At 66.1% G+C, this 21,051-nt stretch carries 8 protein-coding genes, 1 tRNA gene and 3 rRNA genes; 10 read left to right on the top strand and 2 right to left on the bottom strand.

The features are described from left to right. Positions 1 to 22 precede the first annotated feature (22 nt). Both dapB and OG875_RS06720 read left to right on the top strand, forming a co-directional pair. Positions 23 to 787 (top strand): 4-hydroxy-tetrahydrodipicolinate reductase, encoded by a 765-nt coding sequence (gene dapB / locus OG875_RS06725; RefSeq protein WP_330173316.1) that lies wholly within the window; start codon positions 23 to 25, stop codon positions 785 to 787. Between the two features lie 5 nt (positions 788 to 792). Continuing rightward, entirely contained in the window at positions 793 to 1,251 is a 459-nt protein-coding gene (locus OG875_RS06720) for a tetratricopeptide repeat protein (RefSeq protein WP_330173315.1), read from the top strand. 418 nt (positions 1,252 to 1,669) lie between these two features. Here OG875_RS06720 and OG875_RS06715 read toward each other — a convergent pair whose 3' ends face one another. Then, positions 1,670 to 2,218, bottom strand: coding sequence for a hypothetical protein (locus OG875_RS06715; RefSeq protein WP_330173314.1), 549 nt, complete (start codon positions 2,216 to 2,218; stop codon positions 1,670 to 1,672). A gap of 303 nt (positions 2,219 to 2,521) precedes the next feature. On the opposite strand from OG875_RS06715, the gene thyX reads away from it, so the two are divergent. From thyX to OG875_RS06680, 7 genes are all read left to right on the top strand, one after another. Continuing rightward, entirely contained in the window at positions 2,522 to 3,259 is a 738-nt protein-coding gene (gene thyX, locus OG875_RS06710) for an FAD-dependent thymidylate synthase (RefSeq protein ID WP_330173313.1), read from the top strand. 400 nt (positions 3,260 to 3,659) lie between these two features. After that, positions 3,660 to 4,559: a 4-hydroxy-tetrahydrodipicolinate synthase gene (dapA, locus tag OG875_RS06705; RefSeq protein WP_330173312.1), complete on the top strand. Its 900-nt coding sequence runs from the start codon at positions 3,660 to 3,662 to the stop codon at positions 4,557 to 4,559. Between the two features lie 239 nt (positions 4,560 to 4,798). Next, positions 4,799 to 6,484, top strand: coding sequence for a ribonuclease J (locus OG875_RS06700; RefSeq protein ID WP_330173311.1), 1,686 nt, complete (start codon positions 4,799 to 4,801; stop codon positions 6,482 to 6,484). Positions 6,485 to 7,054: 570 nt separating this feature from the next. Then, positions 7,055 to 8,578, top strand: a 16S ribosomal RNA gene (locus tag OG875_RS06695). A gap of 318 nt (positions 8,579 to 8,896) precedes the next feature. Continuing rightward, positions 8,897 to 12,019: ribosomal RNA gene (locus OG875_RS06690) — 23S ribosomal RNA — on the top strand. Between the two features lie 80 nt (positions 12,020 to 12,099). Then, a 5S ribosomal RNA gene (gene rrf / locus OG875_RS06685) occupies positions 12,100 to 12,216 on the top strand. The 16S, 23S and 5S rRNA genes sit together here with 1 tRNA gene alongside, the layout of an rRNA operon. Before the next feature lie 110 nt (positions 12,217 to 12,326). Beyond that, positions 12,327 to 12,402 (top strand) — tRNA-Thr (locus OG875_RS06680). A gap of 86 nt (positions 12,403 to 12,488) precedes the next feature. Here OG875_RS06680 and OG875_RS06675 read toward each other — a convergent pair. Further along, positions 12,489 to 15,140: a SpoIIE family protein phosphatase gene (locus OG875_RS06675; RefSeq protein WP_330173310.1), complete on the bottom strand. Its 2,652-nt coding sequence runs from the start codon at positions 15,138 to 15,140 to the stop codon at positions 12,489 to 12,491. Positions 15,141 to 15,482: 342 nt separating this feature from the next. On the opposite strand from OG875_RS06675, the gene OG875_RS06670 reads away from it, so the two are divergent. Further along, positions 15,483 to 21,041, top strand: coding sequence for a HAMP domain-containing protein (locus OG875_RS06670; protein WP_330173309.1), 5,559 nt, complete (start codon positions 15,483 to 15,485; stop codon positions 21,039 to 21,041). Positions 21,042 to 21,051 lie beyond the last annotated feature (10 nt).

The raw sequence follows: 21,051 nt of genomic DNA, 5'->3' as shown, positions 1-21,051 counted from the left end.
CGCCTCCTAAGGAAGCACAGCGATGAGCACCACACTGCGGGTGGCCGTACTCGGCGCCAAGGGCCGTATCGGTTCGGCGGCCGTACGAGCGGTCGAGGCCGCCGACGACATGGAACTGGTCGCGGCCCTCGGCCGGGACGACTCACTTCAGACCCTCGCCGACACGGGGGCCCAGGTCGCCGTCGAACTGACCACGCCCGCCGCGGTGATGGGCAACCTGGACTTCCTCGTACGCCACGGCATCCACGCCGTCGTCGGCACCACCGGCTGGACCGACGACCGGCTGGCACAGCTGCGGACGCGACTGGCGGGCTCCCCGGGGACGGGCGTGCTCATCGCGCCCAACTTCTCCATCGGGGCCGTCCTCACGATGACGTTCGCGCAGGCGGCGGCGCGCTGGTTCGACTCCGCCGAGATCGTCGAACTGCACCACCCGAACAAGGCCGACGCCCCGTCGGGCACCGCCACCCGCACGGCCCAGCTGATCGCCGCCGCGCGCGCCGAAGCGGGCAGCCCGCCGCAGCCCGACGCCACGGTCACGGCGCTGGACGGGGCGCGCGGCGCGGACGTCGACGGCGTTCCCGTGCACTCCGTACGGCTCCGAGGACTGCTCGCCCACCAAGAGGTGCTGCTCGGTGCGGAAGGGGAGACGCTCACCATCCGGCACGATTCGCTGCACCACAGCAGCTTCATGCCGGGAATCCTCCTCGGCGTCCGCCGGGTGGTCGACGCCCCGGGCCTCACTTTCGGCCTGGAGCACTTCGTCGATCTGAATCTGCCGGGCTGACGGTCGTGCGCGCCAAGATCATGTACTTCGTGATGGCCGGCCTGCTCGTCGTCTACTTCGCGCTGGCCGCCGGGCGCGGCGTCGCGCTCATCGGGATCGGTACGCCGCTGACCGTGACCTTCGGGATCTCCGTCCTGGTGCTCCCGGTCATCGGTGCCTGGTTCCTGTGGAAGAACACCCGGTTCGTCCAGCTGGCCAACCGGCTCGCCGTCGAACTGGACGCCGAGGGCGGTCTGCCGGTGGACGAACTGACGCGCACAGCGGGCGGCCGTGTCGACCGGGCGTCGGCGGACGCCGTCTTCGCGGCCCGCCGCGCCGAGACGGAGGACACCCCGGGGGACTGGCGCTGCTGGTTCCGCCTCGCGGTCGCCTACCGCGACGCGGGCGACACTCCCCGGGCCCGCGAGGCGATGCGCCGCGCCATCGCCCTCCACGCGTCGGGCCGGGCACCCGCCGCGCACTGAGCGCCCCGCACCACCACCACGAGCCCGGCCCTGCCGGCGCTCGCGGGGGCACGGCAACGGCAGACCGGGGGAGCCGGGTGGTACGGCTCAACTCGGGAATATGGTGCGCTTGTTCAGCGCGCGCAGACCCTCCGGCCAGGGTCGAAACGGCAGACCGGGGGAGCCGGGTGGTACGGCTCAACTCGGAAACATGGTGCGCCTGTTGAGCGCGTACACCCGACCGGCCGGGGCCGAGGCGGTGGGCCGGAAAGGTCCGGCCGAAGCGCCCAACTCGGGAACACGGGGCGCCTGTTCAGCGCGCGCACCGGACCGATCGGGCCCCTCGGAGGGAAGTCAGGAAGCCCGGTCGTCTTCGCTCAACTCGCGAACACGGTGCCCCAGTTCAGGTGCCCCAGTTCGCCAGAGACTCAGCCGCGGCTCAGCCGCGCCGGTACTCGTCGCCCCACGCCTCGACGGTGTCCGCAGCCCGGTCGAAAGCCTCCGAACGCCCCAGGAAGTCCGCGTTGTGATCGGTGAGCAGCAGTCGCCGATCACCGCCCCGCAGCACGAGCAGCAGTGCCTGCCCCTGCACCGTCCGCGGCAGCCCCAGCCAGCGCACCGGCTGCTGCACCGTACGGATCTCCGTCGCGTCGTCCCACGGCGCCGTACGGGTGGCGAGCAACCCCACGCGTCGCACGCCGTACCGGCTCACCCACGTCCCCACCCGCAGCAGTCGCAGCGCCGCGACGATCATCACCAGCGCGAGGCCCAGGCACACCGCCGCCCCGGACAGCGCACCGGCGAACGCGATGATCATCGCCGCGAGCAGAACGAACGAGGCGAGCAGCAGAATCAGCGCCGACAAGCCCACCCGCCACGGTCCCGGGCGGTAGGGACGACGCCAGCGGTCGTGATCGTCGAACGGCAGCGCGACATCGTCGGCATCCGCGTCGAACGCGCGGTCGGCCGTCAGGAAGGGGAGGGGCACGTCTGATCCTCACTCACAAGCACACTCGATCGGCGGTGCTGGCTGAGGTTATCGAGGAGCACCCGGGCGGGACCAATCCGGGGGGCCGGACGGGTCAGTGGCCGGGGGCCGGGTTCAGACCCCCGCGCGCCCCGGACAGCCCGAACGGCCCGAACGGCCCGAACGGCAGAACGGGCCTCGCACGGCTCTCTTACGGGCACGGAGCACCACCACTCGTACGGTTCCCGGTGCGCCGCCGGCCGCGAATGCCCTGGTCGTTAGAGTGAACGCCGCCCCCGAACGAGACAGGAAGGACCCCCGCCGGTGAGTGAGACTCCCGCCGAGACCAAGCCCAGTTTCCGCAGTGACGTGACCGTCGACCTGGTGAAACACACCGCGGCCGACTCCGACGTCCTGTGGGCCGCCCGGGTCTCCACCACCGGCGAGCAGTCCCTGGAGGAGCTGTCCAAAGACCCGGAGCGCTCGAAGGGACTGATCAACTTCCTGATGCGGGACCGCCACGGCAGCCCCTTCGAGCACAACTCGATGACCTTCTTCATCAGCGCCCCGATCTTCGTGTTCCGCGAGTTCATGAGGCACCGTGTGGGCTGGTCGTACAACGAGGAGTCCGGCCGCTACCGGGAGCTCCAGCCGGTCTTCTACGTCCCCGACGCGGCACGGAAACTCGTCCAGGAGGGCCGCCCCGGCAAGTACGTGTTCGTCGACGGCACCCAGCGGCAGCAGGACCTCACCGAGCGCGTCATGACCGAGACGTACGGCCGGGCGTACGAGGCGTACCAGGAGATGCTCGCGGCCGGTATCGCCCGTGAGGTCGCCCGCGCGGTGCTGCCGGTGGGCCTCTACTCGTCGATGTACGCGACGTGCAACGCGCGCTCGCTGATGCACTTCCTCGGCCTGCGCACCCAGCACGAGGCGGCGACGGTCCCGTCCTTCCCGCAGCGGGAGATCGAGATGGTCGGCGAGAAGATGGAGGAGCAGTGGGCGCGGCTGATGCCGCTCACCCACGCCGCCTTCAACGCCAACGGCCGGGTGGCACCGTAGACCGTCGGCAGGCGCCCGCCGGGCTGTCGCTGCGCACAGATGTACGGCCCGGGGGCCCAGTGTCCGGATTGCGGCGTTTCGAGAAGTTCATCTAGGCTGATCAAACGGACCCGGCACTGCCTGAACCCCCGAGCAGTCAGTGCCGGGCTCCGTGTGCCGGACCAGCACCGAAACCCCGTCGAAGCCCTGCCGAGCCGGACCCACCGAAGCCCCGACTGGCGCCTTCCTGAAGGCCCGGGGGAGCCCGGAGGAAGCGTTTCTCCGGATTTCGCACCCCGGACCCCGGACGTCCCGCGGACTCCCCGGCGCCCCGAAGCCCGCATCCGCACCGCGGGCCCACGACCTGCCCGTGTGCCCCCGAGGGGACACGCCGAGCCGAGCAACGAGTAGCGTGTTACCCATGGCTCCGATCTCCACTCCGCAGACCCCCTTCGGGCGGGTCCTCACCGCCATGGTCACGCCCTTCACGGCGGACGGCGCACTCGACCTCGACGGCGCCCAGCGACTCGCCGTCCATCTGGTGGACGCAGGCAACGACGGCCTGATCGTCAACGGCACCACCGGCGAGTCCCCCACCACCAGCGACGCGGAGAAAGACCAGCTCGTACGGGCGGTCCTGGAAGCGGTCGGAGACCGGGCCCATGTCGTCGCCGGCATCGGCACGAACGACACGCGGCACAGCGTCGAACTGGCCCGTACCGCCGAACGCTCCGGCGCGCACGGCCTGCTCGCCGTGACCCCGTACTACAACAAGCCCCCGCAAGAGGGTCTCTTCCAGCACTTCACTGCGATCGCCGACGCCACCGGGCTCCCGGTGATGCTGTACGACATCCCGGGCCGCAGCGGCGTCCCCATCGACACCGAGACCCTCATCCGTCTCGCCCAGCACCCGCGTATCGTCGCCAACAAGGACGCCAAGGGCGACCTCGGCCGGGCCAGCTGGGTCATCGCCCAGAGCGGCCTCCCCTGGTACTCGGGCGACGACATGCTCAACCTGCCGCTCCTCGCCGTCGGCGCCATCGGCTTCGTCTCCGTCGTCGGCCATGTCGTCACACCGGAACTGCGCGCCATGCTCGACGCCCACGTCAGCGGCGACGTCCAGAAGGCGACGGAGATCCACCAGAAGCTGCTCCCCGTCTTCACCGGCATGTTCCGTACGCAGGGTGTCATCACCTGCAAGGCGGCACTCACCCTCCAGAAGCTGCCGGCCGGACCGCTGCGCCTGCCGCTCGTCGAGCTCACGGAGCACGAGACCGCGCAGCTCAAGATCGATCTCACGGCCGGCGGGGTAGAGCTGTAATCGAGGCCCGCCTTCACGGAGACATTCCGTGAACCGCGTTTCATGAGTCTCGAACATCTCGAAAGTCTCGAAACATCGAGAACGCCTCGAAATATCGAACTTCACAACTGAATAACCGAACACACATAGTGCCGGGCATTCCGCCCACTCGAACACAAGCAAGTGCAACAGCAAGTGCACGAATGTCATGCGCGCCACGTGCCTCAGCGGCACGTGGCGCGTGTGGTGAGGAGAGTCTTTTGAGTCATCCGCATCCCGAACTCGGCGCCCCGCCGAAGCTGCCCAAGGGCGGCCTGCGCGTCACCCCGCTCGGCGGCCTGGGCGAGATCGGCCGCAACATGACGGTCTTCGAGTACAACGGCCGTCTGCTGATCGTCGACTGCGGCGTCCTCTTCCCCGAAGAGGAACAGCCGGGCATCGACCTGATCCTGCCGGACTTCACCACCATCCGTGACCGCCTCGACGACATCGAGGGGATCGTCCTCACGCACGGCCACGAGGACCACATCGGCGGTGTCCCGTTCCTGCTCCGGCTGAAGCCCGACATCCCGCTGATCGGCTCCAAGCTGACTCTCGCGCTGATCGAGGCGAAGCTCCAGGAGCACCGCATCCGCCCCTACACCCTCGAAGTGACCGAGGGGCACCGCGAGCGCATCGGCCCGTTCGACTGCGAGTTCGTCGCGGTCAACCACTCCATCCCGGACGCGCTGGCCGTCGCCATCCGCACCCCGGCGGGCATGGTCGTCCACACCGGCGACTTCAAGATGGACCAGTTGCCGCTGGACCGCCGGCTCACCGATCTGCCGACCTTCGCGAGACTCGGCGAGGAGGGCATCGACCTGCTGCTCTCCGACTCGACCAACGCCGAGGTGCCGGGCTTCGTCCCGCCCGAGCGGGACATCTCGAACGTCCTGCGGCAGGTCTTCGCCAATGCGCAGAAGCGGATCATCGTGGCGAGCTTCGCCAGCCACGTGCACCGCATCCAGCAGATCCTCGACGCCGCTCACGAGTACGGCCGGAGAGTGGCCTTCGTCGGCCGCTCGATGGTCAGGAACATGGGCATCGCCCGGGACCTGGGGTACCTCAAGGTGCCCGCGGGTCTCGTCGTGGACGTCAAGACGCTCGACGACCTGCCGGACAGCGAGGTCGTCCTCGTCTGCACGGGCTCGCAGGGCGAACCCATGGCCGCGCTCTCGCGCATGGCCAACCGCGACCATCAGATCCGGATCGTCCCCGGCGACACCGTGATCCTGGCCTCGTCCCTCATCCCGGGCAACGAGAACGCGGTCTACCGCGTGATCAACGGCCTGACACGGTGGGGCGCGAACGTCATCCACAAGGGCAACGCCAAGGTCCATGTCTCGGGCCACGCCTCCGCGGGCGAGCTCCTGTATTTCTACAACATCTGCAAGCCGAAGAACCTGATGCCGGTCCACGGCGAATGGCGTCACCTGCGTGCCAACGCCGAACTCGGCGCGCTGACGGGGGTCCCCAAGGACCACATCGTCATCGCGGAGGACGGCGTGGTGGTCGACCTGGTCGACGGCAAGGCCAGAATCGTCGGCAAGGTCCAGGCGGGGTACGTGTACGTCGACGGCCTCTCGGTCGGCGATGTGACCGAGACGTCCCTCAAGGACCGCCGCATCCTCGGCGACGAGGGCATCATCTCCGTGTTCCTGGTGGTGGATTCGACGACCGGCAAGGTCGTGGGAGGTCCGCACATCCAGGCGCGTGGGTCCGGCATCGAGGACTCCGCGTTCTCGGCCGTCATCCCGAAGATCGAGGAGATCATCGGGAAGTCGGCCGCGGACGGCGTCGCCGAACCCCACCAACTCCAGCAGCTGGTACGGCGATCGGTGGGCAAGTGGGTCTCGGACACTTACCGCCGGCGCCCGATGATCCTGCCCGTGGTCGTCGAGGTCTGACCTCCCGCGGCACCCTCAACACCGGAGCGGGGCCCCCGATTTGCTTCGGGAGCCCCGCTCCAGTAGGTTTACGGCTCCACCTGAGGGGGCAGCCGAGGTACTCACGTACCGAACGGAGGCGGCCCGGACCGGGTGGGAATTCCGACTCAGAATCTCTGATAAAGTCGGATTCGCCGAAAGGGAAACGCGAAAGCGGATAACTGAAGGCGGCCCGCCGACTGGGAATCAGGCGCCGAAAGGTTCTGATAGAGTCGGAAACGCAGGACAGCAACACAAGCAAGACCGCAAGACAGAGTAGGACAGCAGAACAGTAGAAAAGTAAGACCGAAGGGAAAGCCCGGAGGGCCCGGAGACGGGGCCGAAGGAAGCGTCCGTTCCTTGAGAACTCAACAGCGTGCCAAAAGTCAACGCCAGATATGTTGATACCCCGGCCTGGTCCACATGATTGTGGGTTGGGTTGGTGGTTCCTTTGAAATGAAACACAGCGAGGACGCTGTGAACGACCGGTCTTATTCCGACTGGTTGTTCCGCTCTCGTGGTGTCACCCGACCGTTAATGGTTGGGAAAGCATTCACGGAGAGTTTGATCCTGGCTCAGGACGAACGCTGGCGGCGTGCTTAACACATGCAAGTCGAACGATGAAGCCTTCGGGTGGATTAGTGGCGAACGGGTGAGTAACACGTGGGCAATCTGCCCTGCACTCTGGGACAAGCCCTGGAAACGGGGTCTAATACCGGATAATACTGTTCCCCTCCTGGGGAATGGTTGAAAGCTCCGGCGGTGCAGGATGAGCCCGCGGCCTATCAGCTTGTTGGTGGGGTAATGGCCTACCAAGGCGACGACGGGTAGCCGGCCTGAGAGGGCGACCGGCCACACTGGGACTGAGACACGGCCCAGACTCCTACGGGAGGCAGCAGTGGGGAATATTGCACAATGGGCGGAAGCCTGATGCAGCGACGCCGCGTGAGGGATGACGGCCTTCGGGTTGTAAACCTCTTTCAGCAGGGAAGAAGCGCAAGTGACGGTACCTGCAGAAGAAGCGCCGGCTAACTACGTGCCAGCAGCCGCGGTAATACGTAGGGCGCAAGCGTTGTCCGGAATTATTGGGCGTAAAGAGCTCGTAGGCGGTTTGTCACGTCGGGTGTGAAAGCCCGGGGCTTAACCCCGGGTCTGCATTCGATACGGGCAGACTGGAGTGTGGTAGGGGAGATCGGAATTCCTGGTGTAGCGGTGAAATGCGCAGATATCAGGAGGAACACCGGTGGCGAAGGCGGATCTCTGGGCCATTACTGACGCTGAGGAGCGAAAGCGTGGGGAGCGAACAGGATTAGATACCCTGGTAGTCCACGCCGTAAACGTTGGGAACTAGGTGTTGGCGACATTCCACGTCGTCGGTGCCGCAGCTAACGCATTAAGTTCCCCGCCTGGGGAGTACGGCCGCAAGGCTAAAACTCAAAGGAATTGACGGGGGCCCGCACAAGCAGCGGAGCATGTGGCTTAATTCGACGCAACGCGAAGAACCTTACCAAGGCTTGACATACACCGGAAAGCATCAGAGATGGTGCCCCCCTTGTGGTCGGTGTACAGGTGGTGCATGGCTGTCGTCAGCTCGTGTCGTGAGATGTTGGGTTAAGTCCCGCAACGAGCGCAACCCTTGTTCTGTGTTGCCAGCATGCCCTTCGGGGTGATGGGGACTCACAGGAGACCGCCGGGGTCAACTCGGAGGAAGGTGGGGACGACGTCAAGTCATCATGCCCCTTATGTCTTGGGCTGCACACGTGCTACAATGGCCGGTACAATGAGCTGCGATACCGTGAGGTGGAGCGAATCTCAAAAAGCCGGTCTCAGTTCGGATTGGGGTCTGCAACTCGACCCCATGAAGTCGGAGTTGCTAGTAATCGCAGATCAGCATTGCTGCGGTGAATACGTTCCCGGGCCTTGTACACACCGCCCGTCACGTCACGAAAGTCGGTAACACCCGAAGCCGGTGGCCCAACCCCTTGTGGGAGGGAGCTGTCGAAGGTGGGACTGGCGATTGGGACGAAGTCGTAACAAGGTAGCCGTACCGGAAGGTGCGGCTGGATCACCTCCTTTCTAAGGAGCACTTCTCACCAGGTTCGCCTGGTCAGAGGCCAGTTCATCGGCGAACGTCCGGTGCTGGTTGCTCATGGGTGGAACGTTGACTATTCGGCACAGTGGGCTGGTTGTTCTCGCGAGTACTGCTCTTCTTCGGAAGAGTGTGGAAAGCGGGGGTGACGGGTCGGCTGTGCCGGGCGCGCTGTTGGGTGTCTGAAGGTACGGGCTGTTGCTCGTCCTTCGGGATGCCGGCCCCGGTGAACTCGTCCTGTACAGGGTGGGGTGGCGGGTGGTTGGTCGTTGTTTGAGAACTGCACAGTGGACGCGAGCATCTGTGGCCAAGTTTTTAAGGGCGCACGGTGGATGCCTTGGCACCAGGAACCGATGAAGGACGTGGGAGGCCGCGATAGGCCCCGGGGAGCTGTCAACCGAGCTTTGATCCGGGGGTGTCCGAATGGGGAAACCCGGCAGTCGTCATGGGCTGTCACCCATACCTGAACACATAGGGTATGTGGAGGGAACGAGGGGAAGTGAAACATCTCAGTACCCTCAGGAAGAGAAAACAACCGTGATTCCGGGAGTAGTGGCGAGCGAAACTGGATGAGGCCAAACCGTATGTGTGTGATACCCGGCAGGGGTTGCGCATGCGGGGTTGTGGGAGTGCACTTGATCAGTCTGCCGGCTGGTCGGAGAGTCAGAAACCGTACAGGTAGGCGAAGGACATGCGAAAGGTCCGGCGTAGAGGGTAAGACCCCCGTAGCTGAAATCTGTACGGCTCTCTTGCGTATTTCCCAAGTAGCACGGGGCCCGAGAAATCCCGTGTGAATCTGGCGGGACCACCCGCTAAGCCTAAATATTCCCTGGTGACCGATAGCGGATAGTACCGTGAGGGAATGGTGAAAAGTACCGCGGGAGCGGAGTGAAATAGTACCTGAAACCGTGTGCCTACAAGCCGTGGGAGCGTCGCTGTATGTGCTTGCACATACAGTCGTGACTGCGTGCCTTTTGAAGAATGAGCCTGCGAGTTTGCGGTGTGTTGCGAGGTTAACCCGTGTGGGGAAGCCGTAGCGAAAGCGAGTCCGAACAGGGCGTCTCAGTAGCATGCTCAAGACCCGAAGCGGAGTGATCTAGCCATGGGCAGGTTGAAGCGGCTGTAAGAGGTCGTGGAGGACCGAACCCACCAGGGTTGAAAACCTGGGGGATGACCTGTGGTTAGGGGTGAAAGGCCAATCAAACTCCGTGATAGCTGGTTCTCCCCGAAATGCATTTAGGTGCAGCGTCGTGTGTTTCTTGCCGGAGGTAGAGCACTGGATAGGCGATGGGCCCTACCGGGTTACTGACCTTAGCCAAACTCCGAATGCCGGTAAGTGAGAGCGCGGCAGTGAGACTGTGGGGGATAAGCTCCATGGTCGAGAGGGAAACAGCCCAGAGCATCGACTAAGGCCCCTAAGCGTACGCTAAGTGGGAAAGGATGTGGAGTCGCAGAGACAACCAGGAGGTTGGCTTAGAAGCAGCCATCCTTGAAAGAGTGCGTAATAGCTCACTGGTCAAGTGATTCCGCGCCGACAATGTAGCGGGGCTCAAGCGTACCGCCGAAGTCGTGTCATTTCAGCATGAGGGCCAACGCCCGCTGGGATGGGTAGGGGAGCGTCGTGTGCCGGGTGAAGCCGCGCCGGAAGGCAGTGGTGGACGGTTCACGAGTGAGAATGCAGGCATGAGTAGCGATACACACGTGGGAAACGTGTGCGCCGATTGACTAAGGGTTCCTGGGTCAAGCTGATCTGCCCAGGGTAAGTCGGGACCTAAGGCGAGGCCGACAGGCGTAGTCGATGGACAACCGGTTGATATTCCGGTACCCGCTTTGAAACGCCCAGTACTGAATCCTCTGATGCTGAGACCGTGAAGCCGTCCTGGAGCCTTCGGGCAAAGGGGAGTGGTGGAGCCGTCGGACCAAGGTGGTAGTAGGTAAGCGATGGGGTGACGCAGGAAGGTAGTCCAGCCCGGGCGGTGGTTGTCCCGGGGTAAGGGTGTAGGACGCACGGTAGGCAAATCCGTCGTGCATATAGTCTGAGACCTGATGCCGAGCCGATTGTGGTGAAGTGGATGATCCTATGCTGTCGAGAAAAGCCTCTAGCGAGTTTCATGGCGGCCCGTACCCTAAACCGACTCAGGTGGTCAGGTAGAGAATACCGAGGCGTTCGGGTGAACTATGGTTAAGGAACTCGGCAAAATGCCCCCGTAACTTCGGGAGAAGGGGGGCCATTTCTGGTGATCACTCTTGCAGTGTGAGCTGGGGGTGGCCGCAGAGACCAGCGAGAAGCGACTGTTTACTAAAAACACAGGTCCGTGCGAAGCCGTAAGGCGATGTATACGGACTGACGCCTGCCCGGTGCTGGAACGTTAAGGGGACCGGTTAGTCACATTTCGGTGTGGCGAAGCTGAGAACTTAAGCGCCAGTAAACGGCGGTGGTAACTATAACCATCCTAAGGTAGCGAAATTCCTTGTCGGGTAAGTTCCGACCTGCACGAATGGCGTAACGACTTCTCGACTGTCTCAACCATAGGCCCGGTGAAATTGCACTACGAGTAAAGATGCTCGTTTCGCGCAGCAGGACGGAAAGACCCCGGGACCTTTACTACAGTTTGATATTGGTGTTCGGTTCGGCTTGTGTAGGATAGGTGGGAGACTGTGAAGTGGCCACGCCAGTGGTTGTGGAGTCGTCGTTGAAATACCACTCTGGTCGTGCTGGATGTCTAACCTGGGTCCGTGATCCGGATCAGGGACAGTGTCTGATGGGTAGTTTAACTGGGGCGGTTGCCTCCTAAAGAGTAACGGAGGCGCCCAAAGGTTCCCTCAGCCTGGTTGGTAATCAGGTGTTGAGTGTAAGTGCACAAGGGAGCTTGACTGTGAGACCGACGGGTCGAGCAGGGACGAAAGTCGGGACTAGTGATCCGGCGGTGGCTTGTGGAAGCGCCGTCGCTCAACGGATAAAAGGTACCCCGGGGATAACAGGCTGATCTTCCCCAAGAGTCCATATCGACGGGATGGTTTGGCACCTCGATGTCGGCTCGTCGCATCCTGGGGCTGGAGTCGGTCCCAAGGGTTGGGCTGTTCGCCCATTAAAGCGGTACGCGAGCTGGGTTTAGAACGTCGTGAGACAGTTCGGTCCCTATCCGCTGCGCGCGCAGGAGTCTTGAGAAGGGCTGTCCCTAGTACGAGAGGACCGGGACGGACGAACCTCTGGTGTGCCAGTTGTCCTGCCAAGGGCATGGCTGGTTGGCTACGTTCGGGAGGGATAACCGCTGAAAGCATCTAAGCGGGAAGCCTGCTTCGAGATGAGGACTCCCACCCACTTGATGGGGTAAGGCTCCCAGTAGACGACTGGGTTGATAGGCCGGATATGGAAGCACTGTGAGGTGTGGAGTTGACCGGTACTAATAGGCCGAGGGCTTGTCCTCAGTTGCTCGCGTCCACTGTGTTAGTTCTGAGACAACGAATGACTGTGTTTTCGCCCGGTTGTTCAGCAGTTTCATAGTGTTTCGGTGGTCATTGCGTTAGGGAAACGCCCGGTTACATTCCGAACCCGGAAGCTAAGCCTTTCAGCGCCGATGGTACTGCAGGGGGGACCCTGTGGGAGAGTAGGACGCCGCCGAACAATCATTCTGCCTCAACCCCCGGCCCATGGCCGGGGGTTGAGGCATTTCTGCGTCCAAGTCGGTGGTTTTCAGGCCGCCTCGCTTCATGTATGATCTCTCCTGTTGCCCCGCCCCAATAGCTCAGTCGGTAGAGCGTCTCCATGGTAAGGAGAAGGTCTACGGTTCGATTCCGTATTGGGGCTCCAGCATCAAGACGAAGGGCCCCGCCTGTTGGCGGGGCCCTTCGTCGTTCCTCGGTCGCTCCTTGGTTCCTTCGTCCTTGTGTCGCCGCTCAGTTCGTGTGCGGCTCCGGGACCCGCATGGCCAGGATCGCCATGTCGTCAGAGGCCGGCTCCGCCGCGAACCTCTCCACCGCCCGCAGCACGCGGGACGCGACCGCCCCGGCCGTCAGGCCCGTACAGCCCCTGAGAACCTCGATGAGGCCGTCGTCGCCCAACATCCGCGTTCCCTCGCGGCGTTCGGTGACGCCGTCGGTGACACAGAGGAGCACGTCGCCCGGATCGAGCGTGACCGTCTGCTCGTACAGCTCCAGATCGTCCAGGACGCCGAGCAGTGGCTGGGGCTCCGCAGCAGCCTCCACGGAGCCGTCCTGGCGCAGACGCAGCGGCAGCGGGTGACCGGCGCAGACGACCTTGAGGACCGCGCTGCCGTCCTCCTGGGGCCACAACTCCCCGTACAGCAGCGTCAGGAAGCGGCTTCGGGCGCCCTCGTCGAGGATCGCCGCGTTCAGCCGCTCCAGCACCGCCGGCCCGCTGAAGCCCTCCCGGGCGAGCAGCCGCAGCGCGTGCCGCGCGAGGCCCGTCACCGCCGCGGCCTCCGGACCCGTGCCGCAGACGTCGCCGATGGCGAAGCCGTACGCGCCGTCGCGGATCGGGAAGAGGTCGTAGAAGTCGCCGCCCACCTCGTTGCCCTCGCCCGCCGCGCGGTAGATGACCTCGACCTCGACGTTGGGCACCTGGGGCAGTTCCGGCGGAAGCAGGCTGCGCTGGAGGGACTGGCTGATCGCCATGCGCTCCGAGTACAGGCGCGCGTTGTCGAGGGCGAGTGCCGCACGGCGCGACAGGTCGTCGGCCAGTTCCAGGACTTCCTGGCGGAAGTGGTCGTCGGACGGCCGGCCGAGAGTGAGCATGCCGATCACGCGGTTGCGGGCGACCAGGGGCAGGACCACGGTCTCGCCGCCCACCGCCGCCGCGGTCGCCAGCGTCGTGCCGATGCCGGACGAGACCGGCGTGGAGGTCCCTCCCAGCTCCCTCATGGACGTACGGAGCGCGGCCCGGTGCGCGGCGTCGGCCGGGCCCGTCCAGACGCGGGCGCCCGGGGTCGGTACCGGTTCGGGCGGATCGATCGTGGACAGCAGCGCCTTCAGCCCGTCGATGCGCTCCTCGTCCTCGTGCAGCACGTAGGAGAGGTACGGGTCCGACGCCTGGTCCGCGATGGTGTAGACGGCGCACCACGTCGCGAGGGTCGGCACCGTCATCTGGGCCATCAGCGCCAGCGTCTGATCCCGGTCCAGGGTGCCCGCCAGCAGGTCGGACGCCTCGACGAGGAAGGACAGCGATCCGCGGCGGAGCCGTTCCAGCTCACCGAGGCGGGCCGACTCCACGGCCAGTGCGATGCGGTCGGCGGCGAACTGGAGGCGCAGCGCCTCCTCGTTGGAATAGCGGCCCGGGGACTCCGCGGCGACACCGAGCGAACCGGTGAGCCGGCCCTCGACCTTGAGCGGCACCGTGACCACGGAGCGCATGCCGGTGCCGTTGAGGAGCGGGACCGCGCCGGGGACGACGGCCAGGTCCTCGTGGACGGCGGGCATCCGGGCCGAGCCGTACCGCCCCGTGCCGGCCTCCACCGGGACGCGGGCGAAGCGCTGCCGGGCCGACGGGAGGCCCGTCGTGGCGCGTACCTCCAGCTCCGTCTCGTCGTCGGTGGCGAGCAGCAGGAAGGCCGAATCGCCTTCGAGCATGTCGCGGGCGCGTTCGACGGTGCGCTGGAGCAGTCCGTCCAGGTCCTCCGGGGCCGGTGAGCCGATGAAGACCTCGAAGGGGTCCACGGCGCGGTTCTCGTTGCCCGCCTCGGTGACGGGGGCGCGCTGCGGGGTCTGGATGACGGCGCGCTCGTCGTCGCGTACGAGAAGGCAGACCGTGGACGGTTCGCCCTCGGTGTCGCGCACCCGGAGATGGGAGGCGTACACGGGAACGACCCGGCCGTCGCTGTCCCGGATTCCGTAACTGCCCTCCCAGCGGGACAGCAGCAGCGCCTCGACGATGCCCGTGCCGATGCCCGGGGTGTGCGGCCAGGCGGCGAAGTCGGTGAGGGGTTTGCCGATGACCTGGTCGGCGGGGTAGCCGAAGAGATGCCGCGCGTCCTCGTTCCAGGACGAGACGGCTCCGGTCCGGTCGATCTGGACGACGGCGACCCTGACGTGTTCGTCGGTGACGGGGAGGAGCGCGTTCGGCAGGACCGGGCCGGCGGACCGGGCGCCCACGGGGCGGTCCGGGAGGTCGAGCTGAAACCAGACACGTTTGTGCGTGGGGGTGTAGTCGACGCCCCAGCGGGAGGCGAGCGCCGCGCAGAGCAGCAGACCGCGTCCGTTCTCCCGGTCGGGGCTGCCCAGGGACAGCCCCGTGCCCTGCATGGGGATCTCACGTTCGGGGTAGCGGTCGGAGACCTCGACGCGGACGCCGTCCTCCTTACGGAGGCAGAGGACGTCCGCCGATGTGCCCGCGTGGATCACCGCGTTGGTGACGAGTTCGCTGGTGAGGACGACGGCGTCGTCCACGACATCGGCGTGGCCCCAGCCCTGGAGCGTGTCCCGGACAAAGGCACGGGCGGTCGCGACGGACCGCCCCACAGGGTCGAAGCTGGCAGCCGCCCGCGCGGTGATCACAGAACTCCTCGTACGCGTCTCGACGCCCGGCTCTGCCATGATGCGGCCCCGTCCTCACCGATGCCCGGTGGTAGTACGTTCGCCACGCCGCCCCCGCCGGGCGGACCGGGACGGTTGGACAGCCGGATGCCAGGTTACTTACCTTCGCTGCGTGGGCGGGGGCCGGTCGGCACTGTTTCCGCCTACCGGGGGTGGGGACGCTAGGTTCTGTCGCTTGGATCAGCCCGGCCTGATCCGAACGACGGACCCCGAGCGAAGCTGCCGAAGTGTTGTCGCCGGGCTCGGCCGTGGTGAAACACTGGGCAGGATCCACGGACAGTCCGGGCAACCGGTCCGAGCAACACTCTGAGCAGTACGGTCAACCCCCGCGGGAGGGACACGGTGGAGTCTGGTGTGGCGGCGCGTCGCAACAGCACGCGCGCGAAAGGCGGACGGTCCCGGCACAACGGGGCCACCGAGGTCGACGCGGCGGAGCTGAACAGACTGCTGACGGCCCTGGTGGCGATGCGTGACGGCAACTTCCGTAAACGCCTCACCGTCTCCGGCGACGACGTGATGGCGGAGATCGCCGCCGTGTTCAACGAGGTCGCGGACCGCAATCTGCATCTGACGGGCGAGCTGGCCCGGGTACGGCGCATGGTCGGCCGTGAGGGAAAGCTCACGGAGCGGCTGGAGACGGGCACCTGCGAGGGGTCCTGGGCCGCCGCCATCGACGCGTCGAACGCCCTGGTGGACGACCTGGCGCGGCCCGTCTCCGAGGTCGGACGGGTGCTGTCGGCGGTCGCCGAGGGCGACCTGGAGCAGCGGATGGAGCTGCGTTCGCACTTCACCGAGGGCCCGGCGGGGACGGAGCGCCCGCTGCGCGGTGAGTTCCTGAAGGTCGCCAGGACCGTCAACAACCTGGTCGACCAGCTGTCCGCGTTCACGGACGAGGTCACGCGCGTGGCGCTGGAGGTCGGTACCGAGGGCAAGCTCGGCGGCCAGGCCAAGGTGCGCGGAATGTCCGGTTCGTGGAAAGACCTCACGGACTCCGTCAACACGATGGCGTACCGGCTCACCGCTCAGGTACGTGACATTGCTCTCGTCACGACGGCCGTCGCCAAGGGCGATCTGTCGCGCAAGGTGACCGTGCATGTGGCCGGCGAGATGCTCCAGCTGAAGAACACCGTCAACACGATGGTGGACCAGCTGTCGTCGTTCTCGTCCGAGGTGACCCGGGTGGCCCGCGAGGTGGGCACCGAGGGCGAGCTGGGCGGTCAGGCGACCGTGCCCGGCGTGGCCGGTGTGTGGAAGGACCTCACCGACTCGGTGAACACGATGGCGGGCAACCTGACGAGTCAGGTGCGCGGTATCGCCGAGGTCACCACCGCCGTCGCGAACGGCGACCTCTCCCAGAAGGTGACCGTGAGCGCGCGCGGAGAGGTCGCGCAGCTCGCCGAGACGATCAACCAGATGACGGAGACGCTGCGTACGTTCGCCGACGAGGTGACACGCGTGGCGAGCGAGGTCGGCGGCTCCGGTGTGCTGGGCGGCCAGGCGCAGGTGCCGGGCGCGGCGGGCACGTGGAAGGACCTGACGGACTCGGTCAATACGGTCTTCCGCAATCTGACCACGCAGGTGCGGGACATCGCGCAGGTGACGACGGCGGTCGCGAACGGTGACCTGTCGCAGAAGGTCACCGTCGATGTCGCGGGCGAGATGCTTGAGCTGAAGAACACCGTCAACACGATGGTGCGGCAGCTCAATTCGTTCGGCTCCGAGGTGACACGCGTCGCGCGTGAGGTCGGCGTGGAGGGCCAGCTGGGCGGCCAGGCCGAGGTGCCGGGAGCCGCCGGTACGTGGAAGGACCTCACCGACTCCGTCAACACGGCGTTCCGCAATCTCACCGGCCAGGTGCGGGACATCGCGCAGGTGACGACGGCGGTCGCGAACGGTGACCTGTCGCAGAAGGTCACCGTCGATGTCGCGGGCGAGATGCTGGAGCTGAAGAACACCGTCAACACGATGGTGGCGCAGCTGTCGTCGTTCGCCGACCAGGTGACGCGCATGGCGCGTGACGTGGGTACGGAGGGCAGGCTGGGCGGTCAGGCGCGGGTGGACGGCGTCTCCGGCACCTGGAAGGAACTCACCGACTCCGTCAACTTCATGGCCGGCAACCTGACGGACCAGGTGCGCCAGATCGCCCAGGTGACCACGGCCGTGGCGCGCGGTGACCTGTCGCAGAAGATCGACGTGGACGCCCGTGGCGAGATCCTCGAACTGAAGAACACCATCAACACGATGGTCGACCAGCTCTCGGCGTTCGCGGAGCAGGTGACCCGGGTCGCCCGTGAGGTGGGTACGGACGGCAGGCTGGGCGGCCAGGCGCAGGTGCCGGGCGTCGCCGGTGTCTGGCGTGATCTGACCGACTCGGTGAACGGCATGGCGGGGAACCTGACCTCCCAGGTCCGCAACATCGCTCAGGTCGCCACGGCCGTGGCGCGCGGTGACCTCTCGCAGAAGATCGACGTGGACGCGCGCGGCGAGATCCTGGAGCTGAAGAACACCCTCAACACGATGGTGGACCAGCTGTCGAACTTCGCCGAGCAGGTGACCCGGGTCGCCCGTGAGGTCGGTACGGAGGGCATCCTCGGCGGCCAGGCCGAGGTGCAGGGTGTCTCGGGCACCTGGAAGGACCTCACGCAGTCCGTCAACTTCATGGCGAACAACCTGACGTCGCAGGTGCGGAACATCGCCGAGGTCACGACGGCCGTCGCCAAGGGCGATCTGTCGAAGAAGATCACCGTCGACGCGAAGGGCGAGATCCTCGACCTCGTCACGACCGTCAACACGATGGTGGACCAGCTGTCGAACTTCGCCGACGAGGTGACCCGGGTGGCCCGCGAGGTGGGCACGGAGGGCATCCTCGGCGGCCAGGCGCGGGTACGCGGCGTCACCGGCATCTGGAAGGACCTCAGCGACAACGTCAACACGATGGCCAACAACCTGACCTCGCAGGTGCGGAACATCTCGCGGGTGTCCTCGGCCGTCGCCAACGGCGACCTCACCAAGAAGGTGACCGTCGAGGCGCGCGGCGAGGTCGCCGAACTCGCCGACACCGTCAACATCATGGTGACGACGCTGTCGTCGTTCGCCGACGAGGTGACACGGGTCGCGCGCGAGGTGGGCACCGAGGGCGCGCTGGGCGGCCAGGCGCGGGTCCCCGGTGTCTCCGGGACGTGGAAGGACCTCACCGAGTCGGTGAACTCCATGGCGTCCAACCTGACCGGCCAGGTGCGCCAGATCGCGGCGGTCACCACCGCCATCGCCAAGGGCGACCTCACCAAGAAGATCGACATCGATGCCCGCGGTGAGATCCTGGAACTGAAGAACACGATCAACACGATGGTCGACCAGCTGTCGTCGTTCGCCGAGCAGGTCACGCGCGTGGCCCGCGAGGTGGGTACGGACGGGCAGCTGGGCGGCCAGGCCCGGGTCAGGGACGTCGACGGCACCTGGCGCGACCTCACCGAGTCCGTGAACGAGATGGCCGGGAACCTGACCCGTCAGGTGCGGGCGATCGCCGCCGTCGCCACCGCGGTGACCCGCGGCGATCTGAACCTGAAGATCGACGTCGACGCGGCCGGCGAGATCCAGGTCCTCCAGGACAACATCAACACCATGATCGCCAACCTGCGTGACACCACCCTCGCCAACGAGGAGCAGGACTGGCTCAAGGGCAACCTGGCCCGTATCTCCGGACTGATGCAGGGCCGCCGCGATCTGGACGACGTGGCCTCGCTGATCATGAGCGAGCTGACGCCGGTGGTCGCGGCGCAGCACGGCGCGTTCTTCCTCGCGATGCCGACCGGTGCCGTCTCCGAGCTGGGGACGGCCGGAGGCCGGGACGGCTCGTACGAGCTGTGCATGCGCGGCAGTTACGGCTACTCGGCGGGTTCGATGCCGACGTCCTTCCGGCCCGGTGAGACGCTCATCGGGACGGCCGCCGAGGAGAAGCGGACGATCCAGGTCAACGTTCCGCCGGGGTATCTCAAGATCTGCTCCGGGCTCGGCGAGGCGGCGCCGGCGTACGTGATCGTGCTGCCGGTGCTGTTCGAGGGGAAGGTCCTCGGGGTGATCGAGCTGGCGTCGTTCCAGCCGTTCACCCAGATCCAGCGGGACTTCCTCAACCAGATCGCCGAGATGATCGCGACGAGCGTCAACACGATCAGCGTCAACACGAAGACCGAGGTACTGCTCAAGCAGTCGCAGGAGCTGACGGAGCAGCTGCGCGAGCGCTCCGCGGAGCTGGAGAACCGGCAGAAGGCCCTCCAGTCCTCCAACGCGGAGCTGGAGGAGAAGGCGGAGCTGCTGGCGCGCCAGAACCGCGACATCGAGGTGAAGAACACCGAGATCGAAGAGGCGCGGCAGGTGCTGGAGGAGCGTGCCGAGCAACTCGCGGTCTCCATGCGCTACAAGTCCGAGTTCCTGGCGAACATGTCGCACGAGTTGCGTACGCCGCTGAACTCGCTGCTCATCCTGGCGAAGCTGCTCGCCGACAACGCGGAGATGAATCTCTCCCCGAAGCAGGTGGAGTTCGCCGAGACCATCCACGGCGCGGGCTCGGACCTCCTTCAGCTGATCAACGACATCCTCGACCTGTCGAAGGTCGAGGCGGGCAAGATGGACGTCAGCCCGACGCGGATCGCGCTGGTGCAGCTCGTCGACTACGTCGAGGCGACGTTCCGGCCGCTGACGGCGGAGAAGGGGCTGGACTTCTCCGTACGGGTCTCCCCGGAGCTGCCGGCGACGCTGCACACCGACGAGCAGCGGCTGCTCCAGGTGCTGCGCAATCTGCTGTCCAACGCGGTGAAGTTCACCGACACGGGCGCGGTGGAGCTGGTGATCCGGCCTGCCGGGGCGGATGTGCCGCACGCGATCAGGGAGCAGTTGCTGGAGGCCGGGTCGCTGCGCGACGCGGACGCCGATCTGATCGCCTTCTCGGTCACCGACACCGGTATCGGGATCGCGGCGAGCAAGATGCGGGTGATCTTCGAGGCGTTCAAGCAGGCGGACGGTACGACGAGCCGTAAGTACGGAGGTACGGGGCTCGGGCTGTCCATCAGCCGGGAGATCGCCCGGCTGCTCGGCGGTGAGATCCACGCGGCGAGCGAACCGGGCCGCGGCTCGACGTTCACCCTGTATCTGCCGCTGCACGCCAGTGAACTGCCGCCGCAGGGCTATCCGCAGCTGACGCCCGGCATCGAGCCCGGACGTGGCATGGGCGACGCGGGTGCCCTGTTGTCGCAGGAGCAGGCGCGGCTGGAGCGGTCCATGGCCCCGTCGGAGCCCCGTACGGGGTCCGCGGCGCTGTTCCGGCGGCGGCGTAAGGCCCTGGGCGCCGCGGAGCAGCTGAACGGCCTGCCGGGGCGTGCCGGGGACGCGGGAGGCGCGTCCGGGGGGGCACCGGGAGCCGGGGGCGCGGGCTCGGCCAACGGATCGCGGCCGTCGGGTGGTTCGGGGGCGGACGAGTCCTGGGCCGCCGACCAGCAGGAGGCCCCGGAGGAGCGGCGTACGTACTCGTTCAGCGGTGAGAAGGTGCTGATCGTGGACGACGACATCCGTAATGTCTTCGCGCTGACGAGTGTCCTCGAACAGCACGGTCTGTCGGTGCTGTACGCCGAGAACGGCCGGGAGGGCATCGAGGTGTTGGAGCAGCACGACGATGTGACGCTGGTCCTGATGGACATCATGATGCCGGAGATGGACGGGTACGCGACGACGACGGCGATCCGCAGGATGCCGCAGTTTGCGGGGCTGCCGATCATCGCGCTCACCGCCAAGGCGATGAAGGGCGACCGGGAGAAGGCCATCGACTCCGGCGCATCCGACTACGTGACAAAGCCGGTCGATCCCGATCATCTGCTGACGGTGATGGAGCAGTGGATGCATCAGAAGTGACAAAGACCCG

Source organism: Streptomyces sp. NBC_01498 (assembly GCF_036327775.1).
Taxonomy (GTDB): domain Bacteria; phylum Actinomycetota; class Actinomycetes; order Streptomycetales; family Streptomycetaceae; genus Streptomyces.
The sequence above is the reverse complement of the archived record's forward strand: the minus strand, read 5'-3'. Positions and strand labels throughout refer to the sequence as shown.

Excerpts from the sequence above, each read along its gene's own strand:
- dapA (WP_330173312.1), top strand. The coding sequence starts at position 3,660 with ATGGCTCCGATCTCCACTCCGCAGACCCCCTTCGGGCGGGTCCTCACC.
- OG875_RS06675 (WP_330173310.1), bottom strand. The coding sequence starts at position 15,140 with ATGGCAGAGCCGGGCGTCGAGACGCGTACGAGGAGTTCTGTGATCACC.
- dapB (WP_330173316.1), top strand. The coding sequence starts at position 23 with ATGAGCACCACACTGCGGGTGGCCGTACTCGGCGCCAAGGGCCGTATC.